This is a genomic window from Methyloceanibacter superfactus, from assembly GCF_001723305.1.
Lineage (GTDB): Bacteria > Pseudomonadota > Alphaproteobacteria > Rhizobiales > Methyloligellaceae > Methyloceanibacter > Methyloceanibacter superfactus.
In genome coordinates this window covers 39482-58619 of sequence record NZ_LPWF01000023.1, presented here as the reverse complement: position 1 = coordinate 58619, position 19138 = coordinate 39482, and the positions used below count along the sequence as shown (strand labels likewise).

The 19138-nt window shown below is 63.1% G+C and carries 18 protein-coding genes and 2 pseudogenes; 5 read left to right on the top strand and 15 right to left on the bottom strand.

Going from position 1 to position 19138, the window contains the following annotated elements; translation table 11 throughout:
• Nucleotides 1-4: 4 nt before the first annotated feature.
• A complete protein-coding gene (locus AUC69_RS06380; RefSeq protein WP_069441416.1) occupies nucleotides 5-1507 on the bottom strand; it encodes a PAS domain-containing hybrid sensor histidine kinase/response regulator in 1503 nt (500 codons plus the stop codon).
• Nucleotides 1508-1787: 280 nt separating this feature from the next.
• Nucleotides 1788-2441, bottom strand: coding sequence for a DUF2189 domain-containing protein (locus AUC69_RS06375; protein ID WP_204377280.1), 654 nt, complete (start codon nucleotides 2439-2441; stop codon nucleotides 1788-1790).
• A 294-nt stretch (nucleotides 2442-2735) separates the two neighbouring features.
• Between AUC69_RS06375 and AUC69_RS06370 the strand changes: the two genes are divergently transcribed.
• Nucleotides 2736-3125 carry a YidH family protein gene (locus AUC69_RS06370; RefSeq protein ID WP_069441414.1) on the top strand — a complete coding sequence of 130 codons (390 nt, stop codon included), beginning with the start codon at nucleotides 2736-2738 and terminating at the stop codon, nucleotides 3123-3125.
• Nucleotides 3126-3133: 8 nt separating this feature from the next.
• Here the strand turns inward: AUC69_RS06370 and AUC69_RS17905 are convergent, their stop codons facing one another.
• The 7 genes and pseudogenes from AUC69_RS17905 to AUC69_RS06350 form a co-directional block, all read right to left on the bottom strand.
• On the bottom strand, nucleotides 3134-4582 hold the full coding sequence (locus AUC69_RS17905) for a glycoside hydrolase family 15 protein (RefSeq protein WP_204377279.1): 1449 nt from the start codon (nucleotides 4580-4582) through the stop codon (nucleotides 3134-3136).
• A gap of 164 nt (nucleotides 4583-4746) precedes the next feature.
• A pseudogene (locus tag AUC69_RS19870) lies at nucleotides 4747-5163 on the bottom strand (glycoside hydrolase family 15 protein); the annotation flags it as partial.
• A 119-nt stretch (nucleotides 5164-5282) separates the two neighbouring features.
• Nucleotides 5283-5462: pseudogene (locus AUC69_RS19865) on the bottom strand (hypothetical protein); the annotation flags it as partial.
• A gap of 88 nt (nucleotides 5463-5550) precedes the next feature.
• Complete coding sequence (locus tag AUC69_RS06360) at nucleotides 5551-6120, bottom strand: cytochrome P460 family protein (RefSeq protein WP_069441570.1); 570 nt, start codon at nucleotides 6118-6120, stop codon at nucleotides 5551-5553.
• Nucleotides 6121-6202: 82 nt separating this feature from the next.
• On the bottom strand, nucleotides 6203-6580 hold the full coding sequence (locus AUC69_RS06355; RefSeq protein WP_069441413.1) for an SPW repeat domain-containing protein: 378 nt from the start codon (nucleotides 6578-6580) through the stop codon (nucleotides 6203-6205).
• A 31-nt stretch (nucleotides 6581-6611) separates the two neighbouring features.
• A complete protein-coding gene (locus tag AUC69_RS19295; protein ID WP_342018544.1) occupies nucleotides 6612-6779 on the bottom strand; it encodes a carboxymuconolactone decarboxylase family protein in 168 nt (55 codons plus the stop codon).
• The gene (locus AUC69_RS06350) at nucleotides 6776-7159 is read right to left on the bottom strand and encodes a carboxymuconolactone decarboxylase family protein (protein WP_342018543.1); all 384 of its coding nucleotides are present in this window, start codon (nucleotides 7157-7159) and stop codon (nucleotides 6776-6778) included. Before AUC69_RS06350 ends, AUC69_RS19295 begins: the two co-directional genes overlap by 4 nt.
• A gap of 162 nt (nucleotides 7160-7321) precedes the next feature.
• Between AUC69_RS06350 and AUC69_RS06345 the strand changes: the two genes are divergently transcribed.
• The gene (locus AUC69_RS06345; RefSeq protein WP_069441412.1) at nucleotides 7322-7891 is read left to right on the top strand and encodes a TetR/AcrR family transcriptional regulator; all 570 of its coding nucleotides are present in this window, start codon (nucleotides 7322-7324) and stop codon (nucleotides 7889-7891) included.
• A gap of 255 nt (nucleotides 7892-8146) precedes the next feature.
• On the opposite strand, the gene AUC69_RS06340 is transcribed toward AUC69_RS06345, so the two are convergent.
• From AUC69_RS06340 to AUC69_RS06330, 3 genes are all read right to left on the bottom strand, one after another.
• Nucleotides 8147-10474, bottom strand: coding sequence for a fatty acid cis/trans isomerase (locus AUC69_RS06340; protein WP_158008038.1), 2328 nt, complete (start codon nucleotides 10472-10474; stop codon nucleotides 8147-8149).
• Between the two features lie 96 nt (nucleotides 10475-10570).
• On the bottom strand, nucleotides 10571-12430 hold the full coding sequence (locus AUC69_RS06335; protein ID WP_069441410.1) for a glycoside hydrolase family 15 protein: 1860 nt from the start codon (nucleotides 12428-12430) through the stop codon (nucleotides 10571-10573).
• A gap of 4 nt (nucleotides 12431-12434) precedes the next feature.
• Nucleotides 12435-13202, bottom strand: coding sequence for an SDR family NAD(P)-dependent oxidoreductase (locus tag AUC69_RS06330; protein WP_069441409.1), 768 nt, complete (start codon nucleotides 13200-13202; stop codon nucleotides 12435-12437).
• A gap of 184 nt (nucleotides 13203-13386) precedes the next feature.
• Between AUC69_RS06330 and AUC69_RS06325 the strand changes: the two genes are divergently transcribed.
• Nucleotides 13387-14817 (top strand): FAD-dependent oxidoreductase, encoded by a 1431-nt coding sequence (locus AUC69_RS06325; protein ID WP_069441408.1) that lies wholly within the window; start codon nucleotides 13387-13389, stop codon nucleotides 14815-14817.
• A 131-nt stretch (nucleotides 14818-14948) separates the two neighbouring features.
• Nucleotides 14949-15866, top strand: a complete 918-nt coding sequence (locus tag AUC69_RS06320; RefSeq protein WP_069441407.1) for a DUF4339 domain-containing protein — start codon at nucleotides 14949-14951, stop codon at nucleotides 15864-15866.
• A 104-nt stretch (nucleotides 15867-15970) separates the two neighbouring features.
• Here the strand turns inward: AUC69_RS06320 and AUC69_RS06315 are convergent, their stop codons facing one another.
• Nucleotides 15971-16726, bottom strand: a complete 756-nt coding sequence (locus AUC69_RS06315) for an LOG family protein (RefSeq protein ID WP_244500127.1) — start codon at nucleotides 16724-16726, stop codon at nucleotides 15971-15973.
• A 220-nt stretch (nucleotides 16727-16946) separates the two neighbouring features.
• On the opposite strand from AUC69_RS06315, the gene AUC69_RS17750 reads away from it, so the two are divergent.
• Complete coding sequence (locus AUC69_RS17750; protein ID WP_193427406.1) at nucleotides 16947-17108, top strand: hypothetical protein; 162 nt, start codon at nucleotides 16947-16949, stop codon at nucleotides 17106-17108.
• Nucleotides 17109-17129: 21 nt separating this feature from the next.
• On the opposite strand, the gene AUC69_RS06310 is transcribed toward AUC69_RS17750, so the two are convergent.
• A complete protein-coding gene (locus AUC69_RS06310) occupies nucleotides 17130-17336 on the bottom strand; it encodes a hypothetical protein (protein WP_069441405.1) in 207 nt (68 codons plus the stop codon).
• A gap of 147 nt (nucleotides 17337-17483) precedes the next feature.
• Nucleotides 17484-18716 (bottom strand): 5-aminolevulinate synthase, encoded by a 1233-nt coding sequence (gene hemA, locus AUC69_RS06305; RefSeq protein ID WP_069441404.1) that lies wholly within the window; start codon nucleotides 18714-18716, stop codon nucleotides 17484-17486.
• Nucleotides 18717-19138: the final 422 nt, after the last annotated feature.

Genomic DNA, 19138 nt, shown 5'->3' with positions numbered 1-19138 from the left:
GTCGTCACCGCCCGATCAGCACTTGGTCGATTGTCTTGGCCAGCTTGCCGGGATCCACAGGCTTATGTAGCAGCCAGCAGCCGCTGGCTTCGGCCTCGGCGATGCGCTGCGGCTCGGTATCTCCCGTGACGAGAATGCCTGGTACCGGCTTGCCGATCCTGAAGCGCACGGCGGCGATGGCGTCAGCGCCGGTCATACCAGCTTCGAGCCGATAGTCCGCGATGATCAACTCGGGTTGCACCGAGGCGTTATCGAGTTGCTTTAGGATGTCGATGATCGATTCTCCGGCGATGACGCGCGCTTGGTGGAGACTGAGGAACGACTGGAGCGCATTGAGCTGAAGAGGTTCGTCATCGATGATGGCAATGATGCGGCCCTTGAAATCGAACTCGGAGTCTTCGGCCGCCGGCGCTGCACAGTCATGACTCTCGGCTAGCGGCAGGGTGATCGAGAACACGGATCCCTTACCGGGCGTCGATCGAACCGAGACTCGCGCCCCGATGAGTGCCGCCTGGCGGCGGACAATGGCCAGGCCAAGTCCAATGCCGCGACGCCTGTCGCGCGCCGGGTTGTCCACTTGGTAGAACTCTTCGAAGATGTGCTCCTTCTCCTCGGGCGCGATTCCGATGCCGGTATCCCACACCTCCATAGCTACCGCGCCGTTGCGCGACCGGCAGCCGACCAGTACGCGGCCTTTGGCGGTGTAATGCAGCGCGTTGGAAACGATGTTCTGCAGGATGCGGCCGAGAATGCCCGGATCGGCTCTGACAAAAAGGCTCCGCGGGACGAAGCGGAGCTCGATGTGCCGTGCGTCGGCTTCCCGTTGAAAGCTTTTCTCCAGCAGTTCGAATACGTCGGCGATCGCGACGTCGGCGAATTCGGGCACCACGACGCCGGCATCGAGACGCGAGATGTCGACGAGATCCTCGAGCAGCTCGCTGCTGGCTCCGAGGCATTTCCGGATATCGTCGAGAATGCTCTGACTGGCGTCATCTAACGGGTGGCAGGCGAGGGCAGCGATGTACAGGCCGATGGCTTGAAGTGGCTGACGCAGGTCGTGACTTGCGGCGGCGAGGAACCGGCTCTTGGCCTTGTCGGCGCGCTCTGCGTCGCTCTTGGCCAAGCGTAAAGCTTCTTCGGCGCGCTTACGCCAAGAGATGTCGCGCACGCTGGTACGGATCCCGAGCTGCTTACCGTCGGCATCGACCATCGGCTGCCACGAAACGGCCGCCCAGCCGGTCTTGCCATCCTTGCGGCTGATGCGGAACTCGACGTCATTACCGCTGGTGCCCGAAAGCGCCGATTGGAGCAGCGTCTTGACCGCCGCCCGATCCTCCGCGTGCACGATATCGAGGGGATAGTCCGCCATGTCGAGGCATTCGTCGACCGTGAAGCCGGTCATGCGCTCGACTGCAGGATTGATCCAGCGGACCCGACCGTCCGGCAAGAACCAGCTTTCCCAGTCGTAGGTGTAATTGGCGACGATCTCGAATAGGTCGCTTCTCAATGCTCAACTCCTTAGCGGAAGTTACCCAGATTGGAGGAGTCCTCCCCCATCGGGGCCATGAGATCGCCCAGTTGCGCCAATTGCCCGGTGCGGGCGCCGCGCCCATGCTAGCCACGTAACTACCCAAAGGAAACTGGCGCTGTCGGAGTCTCGCGACACTCTGACAGCGTCTCTTTGGCCGCAGCCATGTTTAGCGAGGTCTTGTCCATGACGGACGCGGGGCGCCTCTAGACGGCCTTCGAGAAACCGCCTCGCCGTAGCGCGCTACGCGCTCGTTCGGTCATTGCGATGACGGCGCATGCTCGGGAACGAGTTCCCGGTAAGCGTGCCAACTCGCGAGGCCGAGCCACGGGAAGACAATCACGAGACCGAGGAAACCGGTTGCCGCGGTGGCGAGCGTGAGCACGCCGAGGATCGCTGCCCAAAGCACCATCGGCCAGAAATTCTCGATCACCGCTCTGACGCTGGTGGCGACCGCGGCGAAAACATTTGTCTTCTGATCGAGCAACATCGGCGCGGACACGACCACCAGGCAATACGTGAAAAAGGCGATCACGCCACCGACGATTGAGCCGGTCAGCAGCATGCTTTGCCCGTCCGACGTGCTGGTGGCGAAGGTGACGAAGTCGTTGACCGTCCGGTGCAGGTGATAGGTCGACAAGCCGTAGACGATCTGCGCAATGCGTCCCCAAAACAGATAGATCAGCACCAGGGCCAGACCCAGATAGGCAATGTCTTGCCTAAGGGCTGGGCGCACATAAAGCATGCGTCCAAGCGTGGGTTTCTCGCCGCGCTCGATCAATCGCCCGGCTTCGTAAAGGCCCATGGCCAGCATGGGGGCAATGAACACAAAACCGACCGTCAGGGCGAGCACCCAGAACGCCGCGTTCGAGACAACGAGCGCGTAGCAAAGCAAGAAGCTGAGCAGGGCCACGATAAGTCCGTAAGCGAGGCAAGGGCCGGGCGCCTTCCATAGGTCGCGCCAGCCGGCTCCCAGCCACCTGAACGGTGTCCTCATCGTGATCGTGCTTACGTCAGGCAGCCCCCCAGAAGAGTCCACAGCATCCCCCCCATGCTATTTGCCCAATATTCCAAGGCTGGGCCGGGAAAATTACCATGCCGGGAATGGGCAAGCCACGCTGGGCGCGGCAAAAAAACCCTGTCTTAAGTCATTCTTGGGTCGGGTCTGCGAAGATCGCCTGTCTTAGACGGTTGATCGAGGCCTGCCATGATCAAGTCCTACACCGACCACGCCGCCAACGAGCGGACCTTCCTCGCTTGGCTTCGCACTGGCGTTGCGGTGATCGCGTTCGGCTTCCTGATGGAGCGGTTCGATCTCTTCATCTTGACCATGGCCGACGCCGTCTCGGTCCGTCCGGACCATCGCGCCGAGCTCGAAACGCTGTCTCATTCTTTCAGCGCGGGCGCCGGACGTGGGTTCATCGTCGTCGGCATCGTGTTTATTCTGGTGGCGACCGTGCGTTTCGTGCGCACCGGATGGCTGCTCGACGATCAGAAAATTCATGCCCCCGGCATGGTCGCCGATCTCAGCCTGTCGGTGGTCCTGGCCATTCTCGTCCTTATCGTGAGCGTGCCGCTCATCCTACCGTCTTTCTGACGGTCAAGTTATGGGGCGACGATGGCCACCTCGTAGTTTCGGCCTTCCCAGGTTTGCGAGTCGCGCCATAGGAAGGTGAGCTGGACACTGTCGCCGGTTTTCAGTGCCTCGGTCGGCAACTCGGCGACATGCACGCCGAGACCCGTATCGGTCGTGTCCAGGTCTTGGATGTCCTTCCAGCCATTGAGGCCGAAATGGACCTGCGCCGGAGCGGTGAGCGCGATGATGAGCGTATGGCCTGCTTGGATGTGCGACGGCCGGAAGCTCGGTCCCCAGACATCATAGTCGATCGCAGGGCGGACGCCGCCATAGCGGGCCCAGGTGGCCTTCGGCCGGTCCACGGGACGGCCGAGCGCCAGGCTATGGCACAGCTTGGCGAACTCCGCATGGGCCCAGACCAGCGGCATGGCCGAGCCGCTCGGCTTCCCGGGCACGAGGTCGTCGGCGGTAATGGGCGCGGTGTCCCAAACCTGCTCGGGGATCAATCCAAGTGGACTGCTCATGGCCATCATGGCGTCGACATAAGGCGTGACGTCCGCCCCGGCGCTTAGCGCGTAGTGACCGCGCTCGCCGGTGAGAAGCGGCCAGCCGCGTCCGTGGCCGGTGCCGTTGAAGCCCGAGCCGTCGTCATGCTCGCCATAGCCGTCGTCGTTATAGCGATGCCATACCGGGCCCGAGGGCGTGTCGGTCTTCAACAAATGGTCGATGACCTTGATGCTGTCGGTGATGAAAGGATCGTCCGCCGCGCGCAACCCGTAACGGACGAGCTGCAAGCAATCGGTCGAGACTTGACCGCTCGCCGGCAGATCCGGATCGTGGTCGAGATTCTTGATGACCACGCTCTCGGTGAGCACGCGATTGCTGCCGAGCATGTCGAGCGGCACCGTGCGGATATAGTAGCCGCTCACACCTAGCGTCTCGGCCAGCGGCGTGCCGCGCACGAATGCCCACGCCTCGAGGCGCGCGCTCCAATAGTCGGCGAGCCTCAACGCATGTTCCTTCGCCGCCCCGTCGAGATGCTCGCTGCCTTCGACCAGGGCGGCGATGGCGACGGCGAGGGTGAAGGTGTTGAGCCCGGCGTCCTCCTCCCAGCGGTCCTGGCTCGTGGTGGGCCCGGAGCGGGCGATGAAGCCCACCGCGCGCGTGACCATGTCCTTAATCGGGATGCCGTCCAGCGCGTCGCGCTCCTGCAGCAGCGATGCGAGGAGAATGGGGAAGGCCGCCTCGTCGAGCTGCACGCCTTGCCAGAAGGGGCGGCCGCCCAGCCATTGGTTCTGAAACCAGTGGCCGTCCTGGTGCTGGGTGGCGATGAGGTAGCGCAGCACGTCGCGGGCATCGCGGTAGGATTCCATGGCGACGAGCGCGCCGGCGGTTTCCACCAGGTCGCGCGGCCAAACCAGGTGGTATCCGCCGCGGCTGGTGCTGGTGTCGCCCCACGGCACGGACAGGCTGGCCACCGCGGCGCGCGATAGGTGCGGTCTTGGTGGACCTTAAGCACTGTGGCCGAGAGGGCCAGACGGTCATCGATCTCGCCGCCGAAGGCGGCGCGCCGGCATCCGGCCAGCCATTCTTCCCAGGCGGTGCAGTGGGCCGCCCACTCCTCGTCGAAATCGTCCATCAGCGCCGACACCGAAAGGGTCGCGGCGGCCTCCTTGGTTCCGGCCAGTCCCAAAGCCAGCGTGCCTTGCCGGGAGACTTCGCCCATCAGGGTCACGGCGCCGGGGCCGGCCGTGTCATACACCCAGGTCATGCGGCCGTTGCGGCTGAAGTCCTGCCAGCCGTCGCTCACCTCGAGGCAGCCGACGGAACGGCGGCCGAAAGAATCGGTCCCGGTTTGATCGATGGCCGAGAGCGCCAGCGCGAACGGCCCTTGCTCGGCCCACACGACCCCGCGTCCGTCATGGCTGGCGACACTGGCCACGTTGTTCTGCGAATCGTCGCCAAGGCGTGCGGCGAGGAGGGCATAGGGCTTGAGGCCGGCGTCGCCCTCCAGTTTGTAGCGCAGCAGAAGCGTGTCGCGGCGCTCGGAGGGACACACCTCCGTGGTGAAGGTGAAGCGGGGGTGGCGATGAACGATGGTCGCCGCCGGGCGCCCGCCTTCGGTAGGGTGACGGTGTAGTCCTCGATCCGCCGCAGCTCGACCCAGAAGCCTTCGTCGTCGGCGATGATGAAGCCGAGATCCTTGATCTGGGGGATGTCGATGCGCGGGTAATAGACCTCGGTGACGATGCCTTGGGCGATGGTGAACCATAGCCGCGACGAGCCGAGGCTGGCGCCGACAATATCTTTGCGGGCCGGGGCCCAGGTGGGGTTGCAAGGCCCGGACGGTGCCTTCATCGGGGATGGTGTCTCAACTCTGTGGCGATCCAACGCCGGGGATCGTGATTGAAGCGCGTGACATGCGCAATACGGTTTCTGGAGACCTCTAGGGTCTCAGGACCGGATAGCCCCGAAGGTAAATTAGATCCTGTTTTCTTGCAGGCTCGTGGCAACCGAGACAGTCCTTCCGGTAATCGGTGGTCACAGTCTTCTCGGCCTCGCCGCCTTCATAGAAGGCCCAGCCCCAGCCATCGCCCCAAAGCGGCGATCTGCCCGCGTGCTTGCCGCTCGTATCCTTCACCATGACGAATCGCCCCTTTAGCGAGTCTGCATAGCTTGCCAGCCCCGTGGTCAAGGTCTCCGTCTTGGTGGCGAACACGTCCTTGACCAGAACGGCGCCATCGGGAAATGCGCCGGTCTCGCGGTAGGAGTCCACGGTCTCGCCGCTCGCATAGACCACGTGCAGTTCCTTGGCGCCCTCATCGGGATCGTCGGCCCGGACAGAGAAGGAGCCTAGCAAGACCCAGTCCCGCCTGTAGTTTGCGGCGGGCACATGGAGCAAACGCTCGAGCGCCAATGGGATGGCGGGATCATTCTCGGGAGCGAGTTGAGCCAGAACGGCCGACGTTAGGACGCTTGGCAGTAGCACCAAAGCCGCGAAGAGCGATCGTCTCATGGTGATTTCCTCGTGTTCGTTATCCAATGGAGGTGCACGCGGGAGCCCGAGGCGTGTCGAGGCTCCCGCGCATTCAAGGGTCTCAGACGCGCGCCATGGCCGGCTCGGGTTCGTCGATCGTGCTGAGTCCGACGACCGCGAACACCGCGACGGCATTGAGCCAGTAGTACCAAGCGTCGAGGCCGGTGAAGCCGAACACGGCAGGGGCCAGAGCGAAGACGCTGGCGGCGGCCGCATCGATCGCGAGATGGCCCCGGAAGGGCAGCACGCGGAACGCGCCGTAGCGGTAGTCGGTCAGAAGCGACACGATCACCACGGCGGCGCCAGTGCCGACCGACAGCCACTTGGCGAGCGGATGCGTCTCGCCGAGACCAAGCACGACGGGCAGGGTGAGGAGGCTCGCGGCCGCCAGATAGTCGACGATGCCGTGGAGCCTCGGGGTGAGGAAGCGAATATCCATAGGTTGGTTCTCCGGTTTGGGGTGAGGGGGGTTACGCCGCGCGCTTGACGGTCTGAGCGCGCGGGAAGTCGATGTCCGGCTCGGCGACGTTGTTGAAGTAGTTGGTGAAGACGTTGAGCGCGACGTTGGCGACGATCTCGATGACCTCTCCGTTGGTGAAGCCGGCGGCCTTGACGGTCTCCAGGTCGGCATTGCTCACCTCGCCGCGCTTGGCCAGAACCGCCTTGGCGAAGGCAAGCGCCGCTTTCGCTTTCGGGTCCGTGGAGTCACCGGCGAAGCCCAACGCGATCTCGCTGGCGTCCAGGCCCGCCATCTTGCCCAGGGCCTGATGAGCGAGGCGCAATAATCGCAGCCATTGGTTTGCGCCGTGGCGAGCGCGATCCGCTCACGAAGATCCACGGGAAGCTTGCCCTCGGCGGCGGCGCCGGAGAAGGCGAGATAGGCGGCGAGCGAGGAGGGCGCATGCGCCATGGTCTTCATGAAGTTCGGCACCGTGCCGAGCTTCTTCTTAACGCCGTCGAGCAGTGTCTTGGTTCGGTCGTCGGCCGCGGCCGGGTCGAGAGGTTGGATACGGGGCATTGATAGTCTCCTTGAGAGGTTCAGGGTTTGCCACCGGCGACGGACGCCGGTCCTCCATCGATATGGCGTTATGGACCGAACGGTCAATAAACAGAGAATCACGAGTCGGTGAGATGTTGACCGATCGGTCGCGAACACCACATAATGGCGAGGAGGTGACTGATGGCCCGGCCACGGGAATTTGATATCGACGAGGCGCTGGACCACGCCATGGGCGTGTTCTGGGCGAAGGGTTATGAGGCCGCTTCACTCCAAGACCTGCTCAGCGCGATGAAGATCGCGCGCGGCAGCCTGTACAAAGCATTCAAGGACAAGCGCAGCATCTATCTCGCCGCGCTGGATCTCTACGACAAGACGACGGTGGAGACGGGTGTTTCGCTCCTCAGCGACCCTGAAGCCGGAGATGGGCTGAGCCGCATCCGCACATTGCTCGAAGGCGTGCGCGACGACGAGGACCGGCGCGGCTGCTTTTTGTGCAACGCAGCGATCGACCAGGCGCGGGTCGACCCCGAGGTGGAAGCAAGGGTGGCGGCCATGATGCGGCGTTTGGAGGCCGCCTTCTCCACGGCCTTGAAGCAGAGCAAACGGGCCGGGCGGTGGTCGGCCAAGCGGCGCACCGAGACGGCGCGCTTCATCTTCAACACCTATATGGGGTTACGCGTGCTGGCGCGCTCGGGCTATCCGACCCGCGAGCTGCAAGCCATCATCGACGCGGCCCTGCGTGATCTTTAACCCGCGGCGTCTCTGTTCGCGGTGAAGCGCAAATGTCCGGTCTTGACCCAGACGCGCGCACCGGCGGGCCCGGCGGTCGCGCTCGCATCTGCGCCATCAGGGAGACGCAGCCAATCATGGCGCGCGAAAGTCTCGCCGCTGCTGAAGGACGCCGGCGGTGTTATCCCAATCACGGGAACAATCGAAAGGCGTGGAAGGCGGGGTGCCGTTTCGACTACGGCAATCCCGAGCACCGCGCTTAACGCAGGCGCCGGCTCAGTAAACCGAGTCGAATAGATCGTAATAGGAGAGGTCGAGATAGCCGGCCTTGATGCCGCGATTGGCGAAGTTCCACGCGGTGAACCAGTCATAGGTCGGCCAGAAGCGCTCGTCGTTGCGCAGGATGCCGTAACGATCCCGCAAACGATTCCAGTCGGCGAGAGATTGCACGTCGCGCAAGCGGCGCAGGAAGTCGCCTGCTTGCTTTAGGTCCATCTCCAAGAAGTAATTGGGGAAGCCGCCGATCACCGTCGGGTAGATGCTCATGGTGTAGAGATGCGGAAGCTCCTGACCGTCCTGAAACAGCAGCGTGTCCTGGGTGGCGTAGACGCGGTTGGCGATGAGCGAATAGACGCGCGCGTCATCGTCGCCGTCGGTGAGTTTTAACAGAATCACGCTCGGCAGGTAACGCGGGAACTTGTAGGCGTGAGTCTGGGTCAAGAGCGACGCCGCCTTGACCCAATCGTCATAGCTCTTGATCGGGTCGCTCAAGGAGACTTTGGGCTTGATATGCGGATTGAGCAGATCGACCGGTCCGCTGACCGCTTCGCCCATGTGCTCTTGGATATCCCCGACCAGGCTCAAGATGGGATCGTGCTTCGACGTCTCGATTTGCGTGGGTTGATCGGCGCCGGCGAAGGGCTCCAGGGCGAGGGCAGCTTGTCCGATGCCTTGGGTCCAGTCGTCGCGGATCGCCTGGCGGTCGCCCTCGGGCAGCAGAAGCAGGAAGTTGTCCTCGAACTCCTGGCGCAGATAGTTGAAGAACACCAAGGTCTCGAGCTTTGGGATGTCACCGGACCAATATTCGAAGTTGGCGACGGTGTCGTAATAGATGCGCTCGAAACCGCTATAATCCATCAGCCATTGGGTGCGCGGGATGCCGCCCTGCCGGCCCTTCATCACCGAGACATTGCTCTCGTGGCGCAACACCGTCAGCCAAGCGTTCGGGTTCTTGCGGTCGCCGTTCCAGATGGCGTCGATGGTGTAACCCTTGGGCTGGAGCTTCTTGAGGGCTTGGCCGTAGGCGGCCTCGTAGCTGTCGTTGCCGAGCAGCGAGCGGTCCATGAACGTGTTCCAGGTGTCGAGCCCGAGTTTCGGATCGAGGACCGAGACGTCGTATTTGGGATCGACGAAGTAGACCCAGAACTGATCCTTGACTGCGTAGGTCGCCGTCTGACCGAGACACACCGGGCCGTAGGTGATGCCGGAGACGATCAGCTCGGAATTCTCCAGGAGGAAGCGGTAGCGCGCCTCGACCGGAATGGCTTGATAGACCAGGAAGGGATTGCCGATGTCCCAGGGCGCGTCGAGCTTGGCATTATCGCCCCAATCCGGCTCCAGGAAGAGTGCCTTGAGATGCTCGATGTCGCCGTGGTTGAGGCGCCAGACAAAATGGTTCTTCTGCAGCATCGCCGTGGTGAGCTTCTTCAGGCGGTAATAGACGCGGTCGACGCCGGCATATTTGTACGGGTTGGTGTAAGGCAGCGGGGTGTCGATGACCGCGACGGGTGCCGGCGCGGCCGCGGGCGTGGCGGCCGGGGGCGTCTTCGAGCGCACAAGGCGGAAATAGTCCCTGGGGCTTTCCTCGAGCACGATGGTCGCCAAGAAAAGATGATCGAAGATGTAGCGCGCGACGAGCTGCGACCGCTTGTCTTCGGCATTGAAAAAAGTTTCCCAGGCGAGGACGGCGGCCGGGTTGTTCGGCGTCTCGGCGGCGCGCAGCTCCGCTTCCGTCGGTCCCGGCGATCCGCCCCTGACCCACGCTTGCAAGGTCTTGAAGTCCTTGTTGTCGAGCGCCGGCAGGCCGAAAGGCATGCCCGCGGCGGGGTTCTGCTTGAGCTGGGCCCTGAGCGCATCGGGCGTGGCCGGGCATTGATGGGCGTAGCGCTTGGTGTAGAGCGGCATGAGCGCCTGGCGCGAGAAGCCCGGACTGTTGTGGCGGGTTCCGTTCTCCACCATCTGATAAAGCAGCGAGAGATACTGGTTCTCGATCTTGGAGCCGCCGCGGGACAACACCGGATAGAAGCCACGCGCGCGCCACTCCGCCGTCGTCTGGACGACGTCCATGCCGGTGCGCGGTGACGCCAAGAAGTGGCTCGAATAGGGGTTCTGACCAAAGCCCCCGCGTTCGACCCCCCGAAACGACGTGAGTTTGACGTTGCACGGCGACCCCAGGCAGCCGTGGCAAGCGATGCAGCGCTTGTTGAAGATGGGCTGGATATCGGCGGTGTAGCTCGGTACCGGGCTGCCGGCCTGGTCGGGCTCTTGTGCGGGCGCCTCGGTCGGGCCGGATAGGGCAACTGCAAGGAGCAAGATCACAAGCACGAAACTTGCGCCGCCGAGGACCTTTGCCCCCGAGCGCAGCCAGTTCGATGGTCCAGTTCCAGGGGTTCGGTCTGACATGATCGGTTTGCCGGGCTGCTAGTGAGTCGAAACCGCCGGTTTGCCCGACGCGGCCTTGCCTGGCGTTGCGGTCTTTGAATCCGGTTCGCAGTCGGTGCGCTGCTCGAGCGGACGTCCGTCGCGGCCGAGATTGCAGGCGCTGTTGACCAGAGCCAGATGCGAGAAGGCTTGCGGGAAGTTACCGCATAGCCGCTTGGTGGTCGTGTCGTATTCTTCGCTGAGCAGGCCGAGATCGTTGCGCAAGGACAGGAGCCGCTCGAATAGCTTCGTCGCGTCGTCGCGACGGCCCAGCATCGTGTAGGCATCGACCAGCCAGAAGCTACAGGCGAGGAACATGCCTTCGCCGGGCGGCAGGCCGTCATTGCTCTTCGACGTGTCGTAACGCTGCACGAGACCGTCTTTCATCAATGTCTTCTCGACCTGCTCGACGGTGCCAGCAATGCGCGGGTCGCTCGCCGGCAGGAAGCCGACCGCGGGAAGCAGCAAGAGGCTGGCGTCGACCACCTTGGTTCCGTAGGCGCGGACGAAGCTATTGAGCTCCTTGTCGTAGCCCTTCTCGCAGACCTGAGCGTGAATGGTTTTGCGTATGTCGCGCCAATGATCGATGGGGCCCTTCAGCTTGAAACGTTCGGCGCTCCTGATCGAGCGGTCGAAGGCGACCCAGGCCATGACCTTGGAATAGGTGAAGTGCTCCGGTCCACTGCGCACCTCCCAAATGCCCTGGTCGGGCTTCTGCCAAACGTCGTCGAGATGTTCGAGGATGGCGAGCTGCAGGTCCCAGCCCGACTTCTCCGGCGCCAACCCGCCTTTACGTGCTTGGTGCAGCGCGTCGAGCAACTCGCCATAGACATCGATTTGCGTTTGCTGATGGGCGCCGTTGCCGATGCGCACGGGCGCCGATTTCTCGTAGCCGGGGAGCCAGGGCAGTTCGACCTCGTAGAGCCGGCGTTCGCCGGCGATGCCGTACATGATCTGCATTTGATCGGGACTGCCGGCGACCGCGCGGAGCAGCCATTCGCGCCAGGCGCGCGCTTCGTCGAAATAACCGGTGTTCATCAACGCGAGCAGAGTCAGGGTCGCATCGCGCAGCCAGCAATAGCGGTAGTCCCAGTTGCGGGGGCCGCCGAATTGCTCCGGCAGCGATGTGGTCATGGCGGCCACCACACCGCCGGTGGGTGCGTAGGTCATGGCCTTGAGCGTGATGAGCGAGCGCTTCACCGCATTGGCATAAGGCCCCTCGACGTTGCATCGAGACGCCCAATCTTTCCAATATTGCTCCGTCTTGGGGAGCAGCTTCGTGAAGTCGGCCGCCGGGGGATCCGGCAGAAAAGATTCCCCGTAGGTGAGGGCGAAAGACGCTGTCTCGCCGGCCTTCACCGTGAACTTGCCCTTGGTCTTAAAGTCCTCGCCACGCAATTCGATGGTGGATTGCAGGATCAACTTGTTGGGGCCGGCCACCGCACGCAGGCGCCGGTCCGGCAGCATGGTGACCCAGGGCACTTGCTCGCCATAGCCGAAGCGTACGACGAACTCGGTCTCGAACTCGACCGTGCCGCTGTCGCCGGTCACGATCCGCACGATGTGCGGGTGGGGCTCGGTCGGGTACATGAAATCGACCAGGGTCGCGGTCCCGGTGGCGGTCTCGACCCGCGTCTCGAGGATGAGCGTGTCGGGCAGATAGCGACGCGTGATCTTGGCGTTCGGATCGGTCGGCGCGAGAAGCCAGCGTCCATTCTCGGATGTGCCGAGAATGGCGGCGAAGCAGGCCTCCGAGTCAAAGCGTGGCGTGCAGAACCAATCGATCGACCCGTCGCGGCCGACAAGCGCCGCGGTCTCGCAGTCGCCGATCAGAGCATAGTCTTCGATGGGGAGCGCCATGGCGCTAGAGACCGGGGCTGCTTTGCATGAGGCCACCGTCCGTGATGATCGTGGTGGCGGTGAGATAGCTTGCGCCGTCGCCGGCCAGGAAAGCGACCACGCTGGCGATCTCGCCCGGTTGCGCCATGCGTCCGAGCGGGATGGCGTCGTCCAGCTTCTTAAGCTTAGCGGGGTCGTCCATGGTGCCGGTGTTGATCGGCGTCGCTACCGCGCCCGGACCAACGCCGACGCAAAGAATGTCATGGGGCGCAAGCTCGACGCCGGCGGTGCGCGTCAGCATCCGCATGCCGCCCTTGGAGAGGCAATAAGCAGTATTGCCGGGCATCGGCCAGTCCTCGTGCACCGAGGTGATGTTGATGATGCGTCCGCCGCCGCCCTGCTTGATCATCTGCTGGGCCGCGATCTGGGTGCCGAAGAACGCGCTCTTGAGATTGATCTTCAAAACCGCGTCATATTGATCCTCGGTAGTATCGAGCACCGACGTGCGCGTCTCGATGCCGGCATTGTTCACCATGATGTCGAGCCGCTTGAACTTAGCGACTGCCGCATCGACGAGCTTTTGGAGATCGGCGATCTGGCTCACATCCGCGTCGACGCCGATGCATTGGTCACCGAGAGCCGCGACCTGACGCTCGAGCTCCACCGTCGCATCCGGGTGAGCTACATAATCGATGACGATGTTGGCACCTTGCCGCGCCAACTCGAGAACGATCGCCTGACCGATTCCGCTGTTGCCGCCTGTGACGATCGCAACTTTGTTCTTCAAAGTCATGCGTGGTGCTCCATCTAGTGGACGATTTTCATATTCCACTAACGCTGCAAGCGTATTCGACTCACCTCGACAACAATTGACGACGGATAAGCCTAGACATTGGCCATAGCATCGGCAACCTTGCTAACGTCCTAACTTCATGAGTTCTCATGACGCCCTGGCCGCCACTCACAGGGAGCACATCATGACAGCGCAGCATGACGTGATCATTATCGGCAGCGGCGCCGGCGGCGCCAGCGCTGCCTACAAGCTCGCGAATGCCGGGAAGCGCGTCCTGCTGATCGAGAAGGGCCCGTTCCTTCCACGCAACGCTTCCACCCTCGAAGTCAGACAGGTCTTCGTCGACGGCGTATTCAAGAATCACGTCGTCTGGCTCGACAGCAAGGGCCGCGATTTCGTGCCCGGCGAATTCTACAATGTGGGCGGCAAGACCAAGTGGTACGGCGCCGCGTTGTTCCGCTTCCGCCCGGTCGAGTTCGAGGCGGAGCCCGACTACGGCTTGCTTGGCTGGCCGTTCGGCTACGACGAGTTGAAGCCTTACTACGACGAGGCGACGGATCTCCTCGCCATCACCAGCTTCGAGAACGAGCCGCAGCTCCAGGCGCTGCTCGACAAGATCACCACCGCCGACCCCGAGTGGAAGCTGCATCCGCTGCCGCTTGGCCTGTCGAAGGACATCGTCAATCACCCGGAGGAAGCGAAGCATTTCGATGGCTTTGCCTCACCGGCCGGCTTGAAGTCCGATTCCGAGCGCAACCTGATCGACCATATTCGCGACAAGCCGAACTTTACGCTGATCGCTGGGGACCCGGTTTCCGAGCTTATCGCCGCGCCGGGAGATCCTCGCACCATCATCGGTGTCAAATGCGCCGACGGCTCGACCTACGAGGCGGATACGGTGGTACTCGCCGCGGGCGCCATGACAAGTCCGCGCATTCTCCAAGATCATTTGCATGGGAGCGGGATCAACCTGCCGTGCGGGGATTTGGTTGGCGCCAACTTCAAGATGCACATCAACTCGGCCGTGCTCGGCTTCTCGCCGTTCACCGACCACGATGTGTTGCGCAAGACGGCCGTGCTCTACAATGACAAGTTTCCGCATTCGTCGATGCAGTGCCTGGGTTGGATCGACGCCGAGATCCTCGCCACGCAAGCGCCGAAAGAGATGCCGGGCTTCCTCGACAAGTTCCTCGGCAAGCGCGCCATCGGCTTCTGGGCGACGACCGAGGATGCCTCGTCGCCGGAGAACCGCATCATCTCGGGCGCCCCCGGCGGTAAGCCGATCATGGATTACAGCCTCGACCGCATCAAAACGGCGACGAAGGAGCACGACGCGCTAATTGACAACTGGATCGAGAATCTGCTCCGTGCCGGCCTTGTGGGCTTCGACAAATATATGGGCATGGCCGGCACCGCGCATGCGCTCGGCAGCATGGTGACCGGCGACGACCCCAAGACGTCGGTGGTCGATCCGCACGGCAAGGTGCATGGCATGGAGAATCTCTATGTCGGTGACGGCAGCCCGCTGCCGCGTGCCAGCCGCGTGAATCCCTCGCTCACGATCTATGCCTGGGGGCTGAGGCTGGGGGATCACCTCGCGAGGATGAGCGCCTAGACTGCGACTTGGCCTGGGCTTTGGCCCCTGGTCTGCTCTCCGCTCCGTGGCTGCGGCCACCTGTCCCATCTCGACGGCAATTCCCAGGTAAGCTAAGCACTCGCTAGAATGCGTTGGCGTTGGGGGGACGAATGCAGGAGCGCGTGGCCAAGCCCGAGGCGGTGGATAGCGAGCCGACTTGGTATCTGACCCGGGGCGGAGAGCAGCTGGGACCCCTGACGGGCCGGGAGCTGTCGCTGTTTGCCGAGGGTGGCAATTTCAAGCCTGGCGATCTGGTTTGGACGGCCGGGTTCGACGCGTGGAAACCCGCGGACGATGTCTTCGGCCTTTCCCCTTCGCCCGAAGCCACCACGCAAGCTGCTCCCGAGCCGGTCAACGAGACCTCCGAGCAGGGCGAGACTTCCGAGCAGGACGGCGCCTCCAAGCGGGACGGGGCTTCCGACTCAGTGACGTTCAGCCTGCTGCCTGCGCCCGAGGCCGAGCCTGTCGATATCCCTGCCTCGTTGGGCGATGTGGGCGACGCGGTCTTCGACGCGGGGCCGGCTTTCGATGACGCCGCGCATGGGTTCGACGATGCGGCCCACGCCACTGCCGAACCGAATGGAGAGGATGTCGACGCGCTCATCCAGGCCCTCACGGGGCGCGGCGAGCCGGCCAAGCCGACCCTCAAGGCCCGCGTTCTCCAAGAGATCAAAAAGTTCGCGGGAATCTTCGTCTATCTCTGGGTCGTTTTCATCGTGCTCCTGCTGCACGAGTGGATCGTGTTGTCCGAGAACCATATCAACTTCAAATTCTATGGGCTCGCCGCCATCAATGCCCTGGTGCTGGCGAAGATCATGCTGATCGCCGACAATTTTCGCTTCGCCGAGCGGCTCAAGGGCATGCCGCTCATCTATCCGATCATCTACAAGGCGGTCGCCTTCACCACGCTGCTCTTTGCCGCCTATGTGCTGGAGGAAATGTTGATTGGCGGGATCTTCGGCAAAGGCGTCCTCGCCAGCGTCCCCAATGTCGGCGGCGGCCTCGGCGGCGCCTTCGGCTTGTGCTGATCTTCTGTATCGCGCTCGTCCCGTTCTTCGCCTTCAAGGAGTTCGAACGCGTGGTCGGGCCAGCCGCCTTCCTGAAGCTGCTGTTTGGACGAAGCTAGCGAGCCTTACGGTTCGCGGAGCGGGGTATGGACGGTGAGGCCGCGGCGGACCAACGCGTCCCAGGCCTCTTCCGCGGAATCGACGATCTCGAAGAGACCGGCATCCTGGCTGTCGATCATGCCGAGGTCCTCCAACGCCGTGAAGTTGACGACCGTCCGCCAATATTCGCGCGAGAATAGGATCACGGGCATCTGCGCGCATTTCCGTGTCTGCTTCAGCGCGAGGATCTCGAACAGCTCGTCCATGGTGCCGAGGCCGCCGGGAAAGATGGCGAGCGCGTTGGCGCGCATGGCGAAGTGCATCTTGCGGATGGCGAAATAGTGGAAGCAAAAGGTGAGGTCGGGCGTGGTGTAGGGATTTGGAGGCTGCTCGATCGGCAGGACGATGTTGAAGCCGATGCTCGGTGCGCCGGCTTCCGCCGCGCCGCGATTGGCGCCCTCCATGATGCCCGGTCCGCCGCCGGTGACGATGACGTTCTGGCGCTGTCCGTCGCCGGTAAGCGCGCCGCCGCGCTCCGACACGATGCGGCCGAACGCGCGGGCTTCCTGATACCAAGCGGAAAGCTGCTTTTGCTTCTTGGCGCGTTCCACCGCACCTGAATCTTGTGCCCGGCTTAGGGCTTCCTCGGCCTGCTCCGGCGAGAGAATGCGAGAGCTGCCGAAGACGACGATGGTCGAGACGATGCCCTTCTCGTTCAGGGCGAGGTCGGCCTTGCTGAACTCGAGCGCCAGGCGCATCGCGCGCATCTCGTCGCTCTGCAAGAATCCGCGTCCTCGAAGGCGAGCAAATAGCTGCGCGATTCCGGATTGTCTTGATCAGCATCCACGATGTCTTACTCCCTTTAGCCGTGTCCTATTTCGGAGGCTTCGGGTGGCGGCTCAAAGCGTATGTCGCCGTATCTTTTCCGCGTGCGCCATATTCTGTAAGCATGGCATGAGTAGATTGAGTCTCCGCACCGAAAGACGAGCAGGGGAAATTCACATGCCGATTATCATTCTGTTGCTGCTTGCCGCGCTGGTGGCCACGTTCGGATTCTGGGGAACGCTGAAAGGAATCCTCGGTGCTATCGGCGTGATTGTGCTGCTCTGCCTCTTGGCCGTCCTGACGGCCTCGTTCCTGGCCGCTTGGCTGCTCCGCCGCTAGCTCCCGCCGCCACGACGGCCCTCAGAATTTGTGATGGGTCCCCATGATGGCGAAGTCAGCCTCCTGGAACTGGTATTTCTGAACGACGCTCGCCGTGTCGGAGAGGGCGCGCAGGCAGGCTTCGTGGGCCTTGGTCTTCTCGTCGCCGTCCAGCTCCTCGCCGCTTGCCGCCCGCTCCGCCGTGGTCAGGCAGAGATCGGCGTCTTGCGCGGACGCCGGCATGGCCATGGCGACAAAGCCCAGGCAAAGAATCGAAGATAGGAAAAGATTTCGGGCTGGCACGGATCGCCTCCTCGCGCTGCGCTTCGGCCCACAAGAGATAGTGAGCAAGTCGGCGCGAATAAGGCCCGGCAAATGGGCGATCAGGCCGTCGGCCTACTCGGCGGCGAGCCGGACATACTGGCCGTTGGCCACCGGACAGGCGGCCCACAGCTCCTCGAGCGCATTGATGAGATAGGACATTTGCGCATCGGTGTGCACTGGCGAGGGGGTAAAGCGCATGCGCTCGGTGCCCCGCGGGACCGTGGGATAGTTGATCGGCTGCACATAGATGCCGTAATGGGTCAGCAGCGTGTCGGTGACGGCCTTGCAGTGGACCGGATCGCCGACCATGACCGGCACGATGTGGCTCGGATTGTCCATCACCGGCAGGCCCGCGTTCGTCATCAGACCTTTCAGCGTGCGGACGCGTTCCCGGTGACGGGCGCGCTCCAAATCGCTGCCCTTCAGATGGCGGATCGAGGCGAGGGCGCCCGCGGCGATGGCCGGGGCCAGCGACGTGGTGAAGATGAAGCCCGGTGCATAGGAGCGGATGGCGTCGCAGCAGGCGCGCGAGGCAGCGATATAACCGCCCATGACGCCGAAGCCCTTGGCCAGGGTGCCGTTGATGATGTCGACGCGGTCCATGACGTCGTCGCGCTCGGCGATGCCGCCGCCGCGCGGGCCGTACAGGCCGACCGCGTGCACCTCGTCGAGATAGGTCAGCGCGTTGTATTTCTCCGCCAGATCGCAGATGGCGCCGATCGGCGAGATATTGCCGTCCATGGAATAGACGCTCTCGAAGGCGATGATCTTGGGCGTGTCCAGCGGCACTGTCTTGAGCAGATCCTCGAGATGGCCGAGGTCGTTATTGCGGAAGATGTGCTTCGGCCCGCCGCCATGGCGGATGCCCTCGATCATGGACGCATGGTTCTTGGCGTCGGAAAAGATGACGAGGCCGGGAATGAGGCGCGTGAGCGTGGAGAGCGTCGCGTCATTGGCGATATAGGCGCTGGTGAACAGAAGGGCCGCCTCTTTGCCGTGCAGGTCGGCGAGCTCGGCCTCGAGCTCCACATGATAATGGGTGGTGCCGGAGATGTTGCGGGTGCCGCCGGAGCCGGCGCCCACTTCGTCGATCGCCTCGTGCATGGCGGCGCGCACCTTCGGGTGCTGGCTCATGCCGAGATAATCGTTGGAGCACCACACGGTGACGTCCCGGGTGCCCTCTTCGGTGAAGTGGTCGGCGGTCGGATAGGCGCCGCAGCGGCGCTTCAGGTCGGCAAAAACGCGGTAACGGCCCTCGCTGTGAAGCGATTCCAAATGCCGGCGGAAGCGATCCTCGTAATCCATCTGTCTCCGTTCCCCTAGACCATTGGCGTCCGCCAATGGCACCCAGCTATTGGCTGAACAGAATGGATATGGTTGTGCCCGCCCGGATTGCGCAAGTTCTTGTACCACTTGCTAAAGTTCATGTTGGACCGGGTTCTTACCCCGCTAAGTAGCCCAATAGGTCGGCAGTCACAAGACTTCCTAGAGCAGTTCTATTGTCGCATTAGCGTCTTTCTGGGCGGTCAAGCTTTGACCTGGCTCAAACTGCCTGCGCGCGGCCGGGGACCCTTCTCCTTAACCATCGGCGCGGTTGGCGGGGCGCTCGTGGGGGCGCCGAGTACGCATTTTACGGAAACAAAAGGACTCGCTGGTAGTTCTGCTTCCTGACGGGCCGCGTCAGTCGGCCCGCAGCAAAACGGGAAGCGCGTCCATGTTCTCTAACC